The 12,740-nt window shown below is 60.8% G+C and carries 16 protein-coding genes; 5 read left to right on the top strand and 11 right to left on the bottom strand.

Annotated elements, in window-relative coordinates; translation table 11 throughout:
- The first annotated feature begins 49 nt into the window (after window positions 1–49).
- Window positions 50–337, top strand: coding sequence for an Rdx family protein (locus ACA064_RS23140; RefSeq protein ID WP_497670205.1), 288 nt, complete (start codon window positions 50–52; stop codon window positions 335–337).
- Window positions 338–348: 11 nt separating this feature from the next.
- Here the strand turns inward: ACA064_RS23140 and ACA064_RS23135 are convergent, their stop codons facing one another.
- Together ACA064_RS23135 and ACA064_RS23130 are read right to left on the bottom strand one after the other, a co-directional pair.
- Window positions 349–1,236, bottom strand: a complete 888-nt coding sequence (locus ACA064_RS23135) for a DMT family transporter (RefSeq protein ID WP_497670204.1) — start codon at window positions 1,234–1,236, stop codon at window positions 349–351.
- A 90-nt stretch (window positions 1,237–1,326) separates the two neighbouring features.
- The gene (locus ACA064_RS23130; RefSeq protein WP_497670203.1) at window positions 1,327–2,076 is read right to left on the bottom strand and encodes a helix-turn-helix transcriptional regulator; all 750 of its coding nucleotides are present in this window, start codon (window positions 2,074–2,076) and stop codon (window positions 1,327–1,329) included.
- Window positions 2,077–2,209: 133 nt separating this feature from the next.
- Between ACA064_RS23130 and ACA064_RS23125 the strand changes: the two genes are divergently transcribed.
- Window positions 2,210–3,031, top strand: a complete 822-nt coding sequence (locus ACA064_RS23125; protein WP_497670202.1) for a UDP-2,3-diacylglucosamine diphosphatase — start codon at window positions 2,210–2,212, stop codon at window positions 3,029–3,031.
- A 74-nt stretch (window positions 3,032–3,105) separates the two neighbouring features.
- Here the strand turns inward: ACA064_RS23125 and ACA064_RS23120 are convergent, their stop codons facing one another.
- Together ACA064_RS23120 and ACA064_RS23115 are read right to left on the bottom strand one after the other, a co-directional pair.
- Window positions 3,106–3,696 carry an HD domain-containing protein gene (locus ACA064_RS23120; RefSeq protein ID WP_497670201.1) on the bottom strand — a complete coding sequence of 197 codons (591 nt, stop codon included), beginning with the start codon at window positions 3,694–3,696 and terminating at the stop codon, window positions 3,106–3,108.
- Between the two features lie 75 nt (window positions 3,697–3,771).
- Window positions 3,772–4,083, bottom strand: a complete 312-nt coding sequence (locus ACA064_RS23115; RefSeq protein WP_497670200.1) for an Mpo1-like protein — start codon at window positions 4,081–4,083, stop codon at window positions 3,772–3,774.
- Window positions 4,084–4,243: 160 nt separating this feature from the next.
- Here ACA064_RS23115 and ACA064_RS23110 point away from each other — a divergent pair, with 160 nt between their 5' ends.
- Complete coding sequence (locus ACA064_RS23110; RefSeq protein ID WP_497670199.1) at window positions 4,244–5,305, top strand: AraC family transcriptional regulator; 1,062 nt, start codon at window positions 4,244–4,246, stop codon at window positions 5,303–5,305.
- Here ACA064_RS23110 and ACA064_RS23105 read toward each other — a convergent pair.
- Window positions 5,262–6,716, bottom strand: coding sequence for a TrkH family potassium uptake protein (locus ACA064_RS23105; RefSeq protein ID WP_497670198.1), 1,455 nt, complete (start codon window positions 6,714–6,716; stop codon window positions 5,262–5,264). The two genes, ACA064_RS23110 and ACA064_RS23105, sit on opposite strands and share 44 nt — an antisense overlap.
- Before the next feature lie 121 nt (window positions 6,717–6,837).
- Here ACA064_RS23105 and ACA064_RS23100 point away from each other — a divergent pair, with 121 nt between their 5' ends.
- The gene (locus ACA064_RS23100) at window positions 6,838–7,404 is read left to right on the top strand and encodes a nitroreductase family protein (protein ID WP_497670197.1); all 567 of its coding nucleotides are present in this window, start codon (window positions 6,838–6,840) and stop codon (window positions 7,402–7,404) included.
- A gap of 122 nt (window positions 7,405–7,526) precedes the next feature.
- Here the strand turns inward: ACA064_RS23100 and ACA064_RS23095 are convergent, their stop codons facing one another.
- The 6 genes from ACA064_RS23095 to ACA064_RS23070 form a co-directional block, all read right to left on the bottom strand.
- Window positions 7,527–8,867, bottom strand: coding sequence for a sensor histidine kinase (locus ACA064_RS23095; protein ID WP_497670196.1), 1,341 nt, complete (start codon window positions 8,865–8,867; stop codon window positions 7,527–7,529).
- Between the two features lie 66 nt (window positions 8,868–8,933).
- Window positions 8,934–9,374, bottom strand: coding sequence for a Spy/CpxP family protein refolding chaperone (locus ACA064_RS23090; protein ID WP_150644815.1), 441 nt, complete (start codon window positions 9,372–9,374; stop codon window positions 8,934–8,936).
- A gap of 308 nt (window positions 9,375–9,682) precedes the next feature.
- Complete coding sequence (locus tag ACA064_RS23085) at window positions 9,683–10,360, bottom strand: response regulator transcription factor (RefSeq protein WP_497670195.1); 678 nt, start codon at window positions 10,358–10,360, stop codon at window positions 9,683–9,685.
- A gap of 7 nt (window positions 10,361–10,367) precedes the next feature.
- Window positions 10,368–10,778, bottom strand: a complete 411-nt coding sequence (locus ACA064_RS23080) for an SH3 domain-containing protein (RefSeq protein WP_497670194.1) — start codon at window positions 10,776–10,778, stop codon at window positions 10,368–10,370.
- Window positions 10,779–10,888: 110 nt separating this feature from the next.
- Window positions 10,889–11,188, bottom strand: coding sequence for a YciI family protein (locus tag ACA064_RS23075; protein WP_497670193.1), 300 nt, complete (start codon window positions 11,186–11,188; stop codon window positions 10,889–10,891).
- 1 nt (window position 11,189) lies between these two features.
- Window positions 11,190–11,786, bottom strand: a complete 597-nt coding sequence (locus ACA064_RS23070) for a septation protein A (protein WP_497670192.1) — start codon at window positions 11,784–11,786, stop codon at window positions 11,190–11,192.
- Between the two features lie 87 nt (window positions 11,787–11,873).
- On the opposite strand from ACA064_RS23070, the gene ACA064_RS23065 reads away from it, so the two are divergent.
- Window positions 11,874–12,737, top strand: a complete 864-nt coding sequence (locus ACA064_RS23065; RefSeq protein ID WP_497670191.1) for a PHP domain-containing protein — start codon at window positions 11,874–11,876, stop codon at window positions 12,735–12,737.
- Window positions 12,738–12,740: the final 3 nt, after the last annotated feature.

Genomic DNA, 12,740 nt, shown 5'->3' with positions numbered 1-12,740 from the left:
AATGGCGGCTATTATAGCGACGCCATCAAGCTCGGGAGTTCAACGCATCATGACTGGTAACAAAGCGGAAGTCGTCATTACCTACTGCACGCAATGCCAATGGCTGTTGCGCGCCGCCTGGCTGGCCCAGGAGCTGCTCAGTACCTTTGGCGACGATCTGGGTAAAGTCTCCCTGGTGCCTGGAACGGGCGGGGTTTTTCACATCGCCTGCGACGGCGTGCAAATCTGGGAGCGCAAGGCCGACGGTGGTTTTCCCGAGGCCAAGGTACTCAAGCAACGGGTTCGCGATCAGATCGACCCACAGCGCGACCTTGGGCATAACGACCGCAGTCAGTGAGCCCTGCGCCCTCAGTGGGCTGAAGCAGTCTGCGGGTTTTTTTTGCGGGTAGCGCCCAGGCTGCTGGAGACCACGATGGCGACGATGATCAAAGCGCCGCCGAACAACATGCGCAGGGTCGGATTTTCACCGAACAGCAGCCAGGCGACGCTAATCCCATAGACCGGTTCCAGGGCAAACACTACCGCTGCGGTGCGCGCCTTAATCACGGCCAGGCTGGCGACGAACAGGCTGTGGGCCAGACCGGTACAGAACACCCCGAGCAAACTTATCCACAGCCAGTCCATGGCGTGGACTTCGCTCAACTGCGGTGCGGCTACCGGCAGCAGGCACGCGGCGACCACCAGGTTCTGGCATAGCGCGGCCTGGACTGGCGGAATCCGTCCGGAGCTGGCGCGGTTGGTCAGCGACAGCAGGGCAAACAGCAAGCCCGAACCTACGGCCCAGAGCAAACCACTGGTGGCTTCGCTGGCGAGGTCGAAGTCCGGAGTAACCAGCACCAGGCCGACACTCACCAGCACCACCAGCAGGATTTCATTGGCGCGGATTCGTTCGCGGAAAATCAGCCCTTCGAGGATCACGGTAAACGCCGGGAAGCTGGCAAAGCCCAGGGTCGCGATCGCCACGCCGGCCACTTTCACCGCAATGAAGAAGCTCACCCAGTGCCCGGCCAGTAACAGGCCGCTGAGCAGCAGACGGCGCCAGTCAGTGGCCTGCAGTTGCTGCCAGCGAGTGCGGCTGGCAAAACGTGCGAAGAATGCCAGCGCGACGACCGCGAATGCGGCACGGCCAAAGACGATGACGGCCGGCGAGGCGGCGGCGAGTTTGCCGAACACACCGGTCAGGCCGAACATCAGTGCGCCGATATGCAGGGCGCCAAGGGCGGTACGCGGAGTCATTGCAATCCTTAATATCGCGATAGAGAGGGGCGGATACATTGAACCGCGTTGCTCTCACGTCTGTCTGTCGCGATCCTCGCGTCTTTTGTCTCAAGCCTCGCGCCGCAATTTGCCCGGCGAGGCGCCGAACTCGCGCAGCACCGCCGCGGCGAATGCGCTCTGGGAGCTGTAGCCGACTCGATTGGCGACTTCGCCGATCGGCAGCGCGGATTCGCGCAACAGTCTCACGGCGATATGCAGGCGCCGACTGCGGATGTAGTCCATCGGCGTCTGACCGCACTCGGCGATAAAGCGCGCGTGCAGGCGAGCGCTGGAGAGACCGGCGACCCGGGCCAGGTCGGCGACTTGCAGCGGGTAGGCGGCGTATTGATCGATATGCGCGTTCAACGCGGCATAGGGCAAGCGTCGACCGCCGACGCTGCTCGGCGCAGCATCATTGAGGCTGGCCAGTAACAGCACGGCACCCTGCTGAGCGATCAGCGGGTCATTCACCGGGCTGCCGGCCAGCCAGCTGACCAGCTGGCTTTGCCCCGCATTCAATGGCTGTCGACCGGGGTTGTCGAGCAGGCGGCGACTGGCATCGGCGTGCTCGCCCAAAGATTGCGTGACCCAGTGGTCGCCGGGCACATCCAGCACCAGGCAGCGGCTGCCGTTCGGGCTGCCACAGGCGTGGTGGGCGTCTGCGGGGACTACCACGAAACTCTGTTGCACCACCTGGCTGCCGCGGCCATCGACCTCGAAGTCGAGCTGGCCCGACAGACCGAACACCAGCTGCGCGTGTTCATGGCTGTGGACGATCAAGTCGTGGGTGTATTGGCGTAGCGTGAGGATCGGTCTCATCGCAGTCTCCTTGGCAGACCGGCATTCTACACCGGCACCGCACCGGCTTAGCTGTCATCAGGCTGCCGCATTAGTGTCATGGGCTATTAATCGTGGTAGCGCAAGCTCGCTGAAAATACCGGAGAGGTTGCCCATGACCAGCGCTGAGCTCACCCGACCCAGCCGTAAGCAACGCGTGCGCACACTGTGGATTTCCGATGTGCATCTCGGGACCCGGGATTGCCAGGCGGAGCATTTGGCACGGTTTCTCAAGGGTTATCATGCGGACCGGGTCTATCTGGTCGGCGACATCATCGACGGCTGGAAGCTGCGCAGCGGCATGTACTGGCCCCAGGCGCACACCAACGTGATCCGGCGTTTGCTGACCATGAGCAAGCGCGGCACGGAGGTGATCTACGTCACCGGTAATCACGATGAATTCCTGCGGCGTTATTCGAAGCTGATTCTGGGCAATATCCAGTTGGTCGACGAGGCCATCCATGTCACTGCCGATGGCCGGCATCTGCTGGTGATCCACGGTGACCAGTTCGACGTGATCACTCGCTATCACCGCTGGCTGGCGTTTCTCGGCGACTCGGCCTACGAGTTCACCCTGACCCTCAACCGCTGGCTCAATCACTGGCGTGCACGGTATGGCTATGGTTATTGGTCGTTGTCAGCCTACCTCAAGCACAAGGTCAAAACCGCGGTCAGCTTTATCAGCGACTTTGAAGAGGCCATCGCCCACGAATGCACCAAACGAGGCCTGCACGGGGTGGTCTGCGGGCATATTCACCATGCCGAAATCCGCAAGGTCGGTGAGGTGGATTACCTCAATTGCGGGGATTGGGTGGAGTCATGCACTGCCTTGATCGAACATTGGGATGGCTCGATCGAGTTGTATCGATTGGCCGATGCCCAGGCGCGGGAGGCACAATTGAAGGCTGAGTTGGTGAAGGTTGCGGAGCCGGTGTGAGGCCGAAAAGTTCGCAGCCTTCGGCAGCTCCTACAGGTGCGATCTTTTGGCGGTTTCCCTGCCTCACACAATCCTCAGGCCGGCGAATGCTGTTCCATCGCCGCCAGGTAGATCGAGTTCTTCGGCTGGGCAAACAGGCGCTCCATCATTGGTTCGAAGAAGCTCAGGGGCAGGGTGTCGTAGCTCGGATCAAAGGCGGCAGCGTCGTACCTGGCGCAGAATTCGATGGTCTGCAGATATTGCGGATGCTCGCTGAATTGCTCGCGCAGGTGCCGGTCCATTCCCAGGTAGTGGAAGAAGTAATATCCCTGGAAAATCCCGTGCTTTTCCACCATCCAGAGGTTTTCGGCGCTGACGAAAGGCTTGAGGATCGCCGCAGCGATGTCCGGGTGATTGTAGGAGCCGAGGGTGTCGCCGATATCATGAAGCAGGGCGCAGACCACATATTCTTCGTCACGCCCATCGCGCCAGGCGCGGCTGGCGGTTTGCAGCGAGTGGGTCAGACGATCCACCGGGAAGCCGCCGAAATCCCCCTCGAGCAATTTGAGATGGGTCACGATTCGCGCCGGTAGTTGCCTGGCATAGGCACTGAAGTCCGCAGCGATGATCGCCCAGTCTTCCTGCGTGCCATCCTGCATATGGGTGAAGCGCGCACTGGCATTCATCAGCGATCCTCTTGTTTTTTTTAACGGGACGTTCTGCAGTGTAAACCCTGGATCCAATCCAGTACGCACTATCTCCTAGAACGGCACTTTGCCGAGAATCATGTCGCGGTACATGACGAAGTCGCCGAACAGGCTGTAAAGCGGATGCTGGAATGTGGCGGGGCGATTTTTCTCAAAGAAGAAATGCCCGACCCAGGCGAAGCTGTAACCGGCGAGGGGCAGTGCCCACAACAGCAGCCAGGCCCCTTGGGCAATGGCCATGGCGAGAATCAGAATGACCAGGCTGGTGCCGATGAAGTGCAACCGGCGACAGGTGCTGTTGCTGTGCTCACTTAAATAGTAAGGGTAGAACTCAGAGAAGCTGTTGAAACGCTTGATGTTATCCACGACTGCGGTCTCTGTGGTTATTGTTCTGATAGCCGAATGTTCTGCGGGGAACTTATTTAAGTCTAGAGTGATCAGTGGTTACAGCCAGTGACAATAGGCGCCACTTTAGTATCCTTCGAAAATCGGCCGTGGGATGCGGCTCATCATTTAAGAAGACGCCATGAGCGAAAGAACGACTTCTGCAAGCTGGGCGATGGGGATTGTCAAAGCACTGGAAATGGACGGCCTGGATTGCCGGACAATGTTCAAGCAGCTGGGGCTCGACTATGGCGCTCTGGATGATCCGGATGCCCGTTTTCCTCAAGACTCGATGACACGGCTTTGGCAACTTGCCGTGGAACGGTCGGGTAACCCGGCCATCGGCTTGAACATGGGCAAGGTGGTACGCCCGGCGTCCTTTCACGTCGCCGGTTATGCCTTGATGTCCAGTCGGACCCTGGCTGAAGGGTTTGAGCGGTTGGTGCGTTATCAGCGGATCATCGCCGAAAGCGCTGACTTGAGCTTTCGTCTTCTGCCTGAAGGTTATGCGCTGATTCTGACGGTGCATGGCGACCATCTGCCGCCGACCCGGCAAAGTGCCGAAGCCTCGCTGGCCTGCGCCTTGACGTTATGCGGATGGTTGACCGGGCGCACCCTGCAACCGCGCAAGGTGTTGGTCCAGGGCGCACAACCGCTCAATCTTGAACCCTACATACAAGCCTTTCACGCGCCTTTGGTGTTCAATGCGCCGTACGACGCGCTGATTTTCGAGCGTGCGGACATGGAGGCGCCGTTACCGACCGCCAATGAGGCGATGGCGCTGTTGCATGACCGGTTTGCCGGGGAATATCTGGCGCGGTTCTCGGAAAGTCGCGTAACCCACCAGGCGCGTCAGGTGTTGTGTCGCTTGTTGCCCCAGGGCGAGCCCAAGCGTGACACCGTCGCGCAGACCCTGCATATGTCCCAACGCACCCTGCAACGACGTTTGCAGGAAGAAGGCACCAGCTTCCAGACGCTGCTTGACGACACCCGCCGCGAGCTGGCCGAGCAGTACCTTGCGCAGCCTGCCATGACCCTGCTGGAAATCGCCTATCTGCTGGGTTTCGCCGACCCGAGCAACTTCTTCCGGGCCTTCCGGCGCTGGTTCGATGCCACGCCCGGCGAGTACCGGGCGCGGCTGCTGGGGGCGCCGACCGTGCTCAATGCCGCCAGAACGCCGGAATGCACAGAACGAACACCGTAATGATTTCCAGGCGACCGAGCAGCATGCCCAACGACAGAATCCACTTGGCGGCATCCGGCAGGGTGGCGAAGTTGCCGGCCGGGCCGATGGTCTCGCCCAACCCCGGGCCGACCCCGGAAACCGTGGCGGCGGCGCCGGTCAGAGCGGTCATCCAGTCGACACCGAGCAGTGACAGCAACAGTGCGATCACGCAGATGGTGATGGCGAAGAAGAACGAGAAGGTCAGGATCGAGCGGACGATTTCCTCGTCGAGCCGGTGTCCGTTGTATTTCTGCTTGATCACCGCTCGCGGATGGATCAGCTGATTAAGGTTGGCCTTGAGCAGGATGTAGGCGACCTGAAAGCGGAAGATCTTGATCCCGCCAGCGGTCGAGCCCGAACAGCCGCCGACAAAGCCCAGGTAGAAGAACAACATGAGTGAGAAATTGCCCCACAGGCTGTAGTCGCCCAGCGCAAAGCCAGTGGTGGTGACCACCGAGGTCACGTTCAGCGCCACGTGACGCAAGGCTTCCAGCCAATGCAGTTGGGTGGTCCACCAGTACCAGGTGCCGAGCACCAGCCAGGTCACCAGCAACATACCGAGCAGACCCTGAACCTGTTGATCCTTGATCAGTGCCCGACGGTTGCCGCGCAACATGGCGACATAGAGGGTGAACGGCAGGGCGCCGAGAATCATGATGACGATCGCGACCCAATGCACCGCTGGCTCGGGCCACTTGGCCAGAGACAGGTCGGAGGTCGAGAAACCACCGGTGGAAATCGCCGACATTGCGTGGTTGATCGCATCGAACAGGCTCATCCCCGCCCACCAGAACGCCAGGCTACCGACGATGGTGATGCCGACGTAGGCACCCACGATCAGGCGGGCCACCATGTGCGAGCGCGGCATTACTTTCTCGGAGCGGTCCGAGGATTCGGTCTGGAACAGGCGCATGCCGCCGATTCTCAGCAGCGGCAGAATCGCTACCGCCATGCCGATAAAGCCGATCCCGCCGAGCCAGTGCAGCAAGGAGCGCCACATCAGGATCCCCGGAGACATCTTGTCCAGACCGCTGAGCACCGTGGCCCCGGTGGCGGTGATGCCGGACATGCTTTCGAAAAACGAGTCGGTGTAGCTGATCTTCTGGGTCAGTAGAAACGGCAGCGCGGCAAACACGCAGACCACCACCCAGCTGCTCACCGTGAGCAGGTACATGTCCCGCGGACGCAGGTGAATGTGCTCGGGACGCCCGGGGATCACCAGTGCCAGGCCGGCGATAAAGGTGATCATGCTGGCCCAGAGGAACGACGGCAGATCGCCGGTGCGTTCGAAAATCACCAGGGTCGCCATGGGCACGACCATGCTGATGGCCAGGGTGATCAGGAAGATGCCGATAATGAAACCAATGATCCGTAAGGTCGGCAACGCCATGAAGTCCGCTCGGGCTGATAAGGGAAGGGCGCCATTCTACCTGCGACGCAGGGCATGTAAACCGGCACCTTTCGGGCTGTTCCCGCTAGAATAGCCGGACATTTTTTTCAGGAGGTGACCGATGCAGGCTCTCGACGCTTTGCTCAACCGTGTTTCCGTGCCACGTTTGCTCGACCCGGCGCCCACTGCGGCGCAACGGGAGGTGCTGTTTGCGGCGGCTTTGCGTGCTCCGGATCACAATCAGCTTCGGCCCTATCGCTTTCTGACAGTAGAAGGTGCGGCCCGCGAGCAAATGGGTGAGTTGCTGGCCGAAGCGGCGCAGCTGCAAGGCGGCGAAGTACCCCAGGCTGCGCTGGACAAAGCCCGTGCCATGCCGATGCGCGCGCCACTGGTAGTGGTGGTCATCGCGCGCTTGCAGGATCACCCCAAGGTGCCGAAGTCCGAGCAATTGCTGTCTGCCGGTTGTGCAGCCCACGGCATCTTGCTGGCCGCTTATGCCCAGGGCATCGGCGCGGTGTGGCGTACCGGCGAGCTGTCCTATACCGCGCACGTGGCCAAAGGCCTGGGGTTGGCCGAGGACGAACAGGTGATTGCGTTCCTGTACCTGGGCACGCCGCTGAATGAACCGCGCACGGCGCCGAAGGTCGATGTCGCCGAGTTTGTCAGTGGTTGGTCGGGCAAGGCCTGAAGATCAAAAGATCGCAGCCTGCGGCAGCTCCTACACCGACCGCGGACACCCGAAATTTCCGGATGTACGCCGGATCTGTAGGAGCTGCCGCAGGCTGCGATCTTTTTGGCGCACCAAATAGCTTAAGGCTGAACCACAGCCCCAGGCTCCAGCGGCAACTCCAGGCTGGCAATAAATCCGCCTTCCGGATGGTTGGCCAGTATCAGGCTGCCGCCGTGCCGCTCCGCCGCTCGGCGGGCGATGGCCAGCCCCAAGCCATGGCCCGGGGCGGTCTGTCCGGGGGCGCGGTAGAAGGGTTCGCCCAATTGGCTCAGATGCTCAGCGTCAACCCCCGGGCCATGATCGCGCACGCTGATGACAATCCTTTCCCCCTGCCGCAATGCCAGCATTTCAATCGGCTGCCCCGCCGGGTTGAAGCGCTGAGCATTGCGCAGCAGATTATCAAGGGCCCGTTCGATCATGGTCGGCCAGCCCTTGAGGCTCAGCTGTGATTCGGTTTCGAGCCTGACGTTTTGCTCGGCCGAGTTGAGCAGGGCATCTTTTTGCAGGTTGTTCAGCAGCCCGTTGAGATCGATCTCTTCAGCGCTGGCGTTGTCGGCGTCGACCCGAGCCAGCACCAGAATTTCACTGATCAAGGCTTCCAGCCGATCACACTCGCGGGTCAGTCGTGGCCAGAGCTTTTCCCGCTCTTCGGGACCGGCACGCTCAGCCAGGGCCAGGGCGATACGCAGTCGGGCCAAAGGTGAGCGCAGTTCGTGGGACACATCGCGCAGCAATTGCCGCTGGCTGCCGATCAGGCTTTGCAGGCGTGCGCCCATGCGGTTGAAATCGTTGGCCAGGACCCCGAACTCGTCGCGACGGTTGGCCAGTTGCGCCAGGCTGTTTTGCTGATAGGTGGTCTGCCCCAGGTCGTGCACCGCGCCGCGCAAACGGCTGAGCGGTCGAGTGATGGAAAAGGTGACCAACAAACTGAACAGGGTCAATACCACCAGCGCGATCCCCAGGGCACTGAGGGGCCAGAGCAGGCTTTCGCGGTGCCAGGCATCCAGTTCCGGATGGGCAATGCGGTAGATCAACAGATAGGTTTCGCCGGTTTTCGGGCTGGTGTATTCGACTGTCAGACGCCGCCAGGGCAGGCGTCGGTCATCATTGTTGCGCCGCGCTTCGAAGGCCGCGGCGCGCTGCGGAAAGGTGCCACGTACCAGTGGGTCACCGCTTTCGTTGAGCACCTGAACGTCGATGTGATACTGGCGTTTGCGCTGCTCGAGAATGTCCTGGGCAGCGTCTTCGCCCTGGGCCTCGAAGGTCTGCGTCCACTCTTCGGCCAGGGTATTGAGGCCCGGATGACGGCTGAGGATCCAGGCGTCCTGATTGAGCATGTGCCCGAGCAGAATCGACAGCCCGGCAACCAGGGCAATGGCCAACCAGAAACTGGCAAGGATGCGCCAGAACAATGAACGCACGGGAAGTCCTCAAACAAAGAAGCCCAACGGCGGGGGACCATTGGGCTGGGGGTGAACGCTAACGCATTATTGCGCTTTTTTAGGTTGTTGCGCTTTCCAGGCTTTGAACTCGGCCCATTCGGCGCGCCGCTCAGCGTGTTTTTTCTGGATGGCGTCGAATTCCTTCTGTTGTTCAGGCTTGAGCAGGCCGCGAATTTCGCTTTCGGTTTTCTGGTGCTTGGCCGCCAACTCATCTTTCAGGGCTTTCTGCTCGGCCGCCGGGAGTTTTTCCAGGTAGGTGTCGATCAACTGGTGACGCGCACGCATTTGCTCGCCCATCAACTTGCCGATCTGCTGGCGCTGTTCGCGGCTCAGGTCCAGTTCGCTGTAAGGGCCTTTACCGTGCTGGCCGTGCTGACCGTGACGCGGGCCGTCCATCGGACCCATCGGGCCTGAGCCTTCTGGCATGGCCATGGCAACGGTCGGCAGGGCAGCAGCGAACATCAGAGCGATAAGAGTCTTGCGCATGGTGTATCTCCTTTGTCTCGGTTCCCGGTGAGTCCGGATGTGTGCAGATTACCGAGATCAAGGTCAGCGGCGGTCAGCGAAGCGTAAAGCTTGGGTAAAGAGGTGGGCGGATGTACACAGATTCATTGTGGGAGCTGGCTTGCCTGCGAAGGGGGCCTGACAGCCGGCCTGTCTCTTGCGGATGTACACAATCCCACTGTAGGAGCTGCCGAAGGCTGCGATCTTTTGATCCTGGCTTTTGGTCGGTGTACACCGGCCGGCCTGGATATACGCGTTCCCCCGTAGCAGCGGGGCTTCATGTGGCGCTTTCAGAGGCTGTAATAATAACCGCGGCTACGCAGGGCAACGATGCGTGGACGTCCGTCGGGGTGGGGGCCGATTTTTTTGCGCAGGTTGCTGACGTGCATGTCCAGGCTGCGGTCGTACAGGGTCAGCTTGCGGCCGAGGGCGATCTGCGCCAGTTCCTGCTTGTCCAGCGGCTCGCCCGGTTGCTTGAGCAACGCTTCGAGCAGGCGGCTTTCGGAGATGGTCAGGGTGTACTCCTGCTCATCGATACTGACTACGCCGCGGGCCGGGCTGAAGCACAGGTCGCCCAGTTCGAGCTGGCTGGACACTGCCGTCGGATGGCTGCGGCGCAATACGGCTCGCAGGCGGGCGGTCAATTCCCGTGGGTCACAGGGTTTGGCCAGGTAATCGTCGGCGCCCAGCTCCAGGCCGAGGATACGATCCAGCGGCTCGCCGCGGGCCGAGAGCATCAGCACCGGCAGGTCCGGGTGATCGTTGCGCAGTTGCTTGAGCAGTTCCAGGCCACTGCCGTCGGGCAGCATCACGTCCAGCACCACGGCGGCCGGCGCGGTTTCGGCCAGGGCGCGGCGAGCGCTCTGGCCATCGTGGCAGGCACGCACCTGAAAGCCTTCCTGGCTCAACCAACTGGCCAGCAGTTCACACAACTCCTGGTCATCATCTATCAGTAACAGGTCGCTCATGACTCACTCAATTTAGCCATTGCCGACGTCGTCTACGTCCGCCACTGGCGAAGATACCGCAGAGCACGGCCAATAGCGCTACCCCGGCACCGGTGACGAACCACTGCTGCTGTTCGGTCAGCAGTCGCGGTACGGGGCTGGCCAGCACTTCCTTGAGTTTCAGCTTGAGGCGCTGATTCTCTTGGCGCAGCGCGGTCAGCCGGGCACTTTCGCGTTCGCTATCGGCACTTTGCAATTGTTTGTTCAGCTCATCACGCAGCCGTTCGCTTTCTTTCAAGCGCTGCTGCAACTCGGCGATCTGGCTGTCAGCGCTCAAGGACAGAGGCGTTGAACTACCCGAGTCAGAACGTTCTTCGGCATGGGCCGTAACCCCGAGCGATAACATGACCAACAGCAGACACAGCGGACCTTGGCGCATCGGAACTCCTGATTCCAATCGAGTGTTGGGCAGGTTGTCGGCCGTTAAACGATAATAATGAGCGCTTGAGCGCGCGATGAACCGACAAGGTTCACCGCGCAGGGGACATTTTACGGCAGGACTTGCTTGAACGGTTTGACCGATACGTTGGCGTAGACGCCCGCAGCGATGTACGGATCGGCATCGGCCCAGGCTTGCGCAGCGCTCAGCGAGTCGAACTCGGCGACGATCAGGCTGCCGGTAAAACCCGCGGCACCGGGGTCATTGCTGTCGACGGCAGGGTGCGGACCGGCCAGTACCACGCGACCTTCAGCCTTGAGCTGTTGCAGTCGCTCCAGGTGCGCCGGGCGTGCCGCCAGACGGTTTTCCAGGGAATCGGCGACGTCTGTAGCAATGATTGCGTAAAGCATGTCAGTCCTCGGTTTTTGGCGTAGTGGTTTCGGTGTCGTGGATATGGCGCGACAGGTAGATGCCCTGAGCGATCAGGAACAGCACGGTCATGCCCAGGCTGCCGAAGACTTTGAAGTCGACCCAGTAGCTCTGGAAGGTAAAGGCCACGAACAGGTTGGCGCCGCCACAGAACAGGAAGAAGCCGATCCAGGCGATGTTCAGGCGGGTCCAGACCGGCTCCGGCAAGGTCAGGGCGTGGCCCATGATGCGCTTGATCAGCAGGCGGTCACCGATGAAGTGGCTGCCGGCAAAGGCCAGGGCGAATAGCCAGTTGACCACCGGGGCCTTCCATTTGAGGAAGGTTTCGCTGTGGAAGGCCAGGGTCAGGCTGCCGAAGACCAGGCAGGCGATCAGGGTCAGCCATTGGCTTTTTTCCAGCTTGCGCTGGGAAAAGAACAGCGCGCCGTAGACCACCAGGGAACTTATGATCAGCATCGCCGTGGCGCTATAAATACCGCCTACAGTTAGCTGGTGGCCGGCGATGTCGACGACCTGTGGGTCGATTTTGAAGACGATGAAAAACAGCAGCAGCGGGATGAAGTCGATGAATTGTTTCACAGTGGCAGCCAGAAGCAGGATGTGGCGGCATAATAACAAACATCCTTGGTTGCGAAAGCGCCAGCTGATTTGAGGTTACAGAGTCCTGTGAATGTTGATTTGCACTGCCATAGCACGGCCTCCGATGGCGCCCTCGCGCCTGCGGTACTGGTTGCGCGTGCGTTCGAGAGAGGCGTGCGAGTCCTGGCCTTGACCGATCATGACACCCTCGAAGGCCTGGAAGAGGCCCGTAGCGCGGCGGTTTCGCTGGGCATGCAACTGATCAACGGTGTCGAATTGTCCTGCACCTGGGGCGGGGCGACCATTCATGTGTTGGGCTATGGTTTCGACGTCAACGCCCCGGCACTGGTCGAGGCCATCGACAAGTTGCACCACGGCCGCTGGCTGCGGTCCGAAGAAATAAGTCGCAAGCTGGAGCTCAAGGGCATGCCCGGAGCACTGGAAGGTGCCCGGGCGATTCAGCAAGAGTTGGGCGACAGCGCAAACGCCCCGGCCCGTCCGCACTTTGCCGATTACCTGGTGCGTGCCGGTTTTGTAAAGGACCGCGCCGAAGCGTTCCGCAAATGGCTGGGCGCCGGCAAGCTGGGGGACGTCAAGCAGCACTGGCCGACCCTCGAAGAAACCGTCCAGACCCTGCGCGCGGCGGGTGCCTGGGTCAGTCTGGCGCACCCCTGGCACTATGATTTCACTCGCAGTAAACGTCGCCGCCTGATTGCCGACTATATTCAAGCAGGTGGCCATGCGATCGAGGTCGTCAACGGTCATCAACCCGCCGAGCAAGTGGGTAGCTTGGCTATTCTTGCTCGAGAGTTCGGTCTGCTGGTCAGCGCCGGCAGTGATTTTCATGGACCTGGAGGCTGGTCCGAGATAGGCGAATACCGCCCGATCCCGGAAGATCTGCCGCCGCTTTGGTGTCGGTTCAAACATGACCCAGTTATTGCCGCCGTCTGAACA

It is taken from the genome of Pseudomonas sp. LBUM1658 (genome assembly GCF_059716055.1).
Note: the sequence above shows the minus strand (reverse complement) of the source record. Positions and strands in the feature narration are given on the sequence as shown.

What these genes read in the sequence shown, in the direction of transcription:
- ACA064_RS23140 (WP_497670205.1), top strand. Translation starts at nt 50, where the DNA reads ATGACTGGTAACAAAGCGGAAGTCGTCATTACCTACTGCACGCAATGC.
- ACA064_RS23085 (WP_497670195.1), bottom strand. Translation starts at nt 10,360, where the DNA reads ATGAGCGACCTGTTACTGATAGATGATGACCAGGAGTTGTGTGAACTG.
- ACA064_RS23135 (WP_497670204.1), bottom strand. Translation starts at nt 1,236, where the DNA reads ATGACTCCGCGTACCGCCCTTGGCGCCCTGCATATCGGCGCACTGATG.
- ACA064_RS23080 (WP_497670194.1), bottom strand. Translation starts at nt 10,778, where the DNA reads ATGCGCCAAGGTCCGCTGTGTCTGCTGTTGGTCATGTTATCGCTCGGG.
- ACA064_RS23105 (WP_497670198.1), bottom strand. Translation starts at nt 6,716, where the DNA reads ATGGCGTTGCCGACCTTACGGATCATTGGTTTCATTATCGGCATCTTC.
- ACA064_RS23075 (WP_497670193.1), bottom strand. Translation starts at nt 11,188, where the DNA reads ATGCTTTACGCAATCATTGCTACAGACGTCGCCGATTCCCTGGAAAAC.
- ACA064_RS23090 (WP_150644815.1), bottom strand. Translation starts at nt 9,374, where the DNA reads ATGCGCAAGACTCTTATCGCTCTGATGTTCGCTGCTGCCCTGCCGACC.
- ACA064_RS23100 (WP_497670197.1), top strand. Translation starts at nt 6,838, where the DNA reads ATGCAGGCTCTCGACGCTTTGCTCAACCGTGTTTCCGTGCCACGTTTG.
- ACA064_RS23130 (WP_497670203.1), bottom strand. Translation starts at nt 2,076, where the DNA reads ATGAGACCGATCCTCACGCTACGCCAATACACCCACGACTTGATCGTC.
- ACA064_RS23125 (WP_497670202.1), top strand. Translation starts at nt 2,210, where the DNA reads ATGACCAGCGCTGAGCTCACCCGACCCAGCCGTAAGCAACGCGTGCGC.
- ACA064_RS23120 (WP_497670201.1), bottom strand. Translation starts at nt 3,696, where the DNA reads ATGAATGCCAGTGCGCGCTTCACCCATATGCAGGATGGCACGCAGGAA.
- ACA064_RS23110 (WP_497670199.1), top strand. Translation starts at nt 4,244, where the DNA reads ATGAGCGAAAGAACGACTTCTGCAAGCTGGGCGATGGGGATTGTCAAA.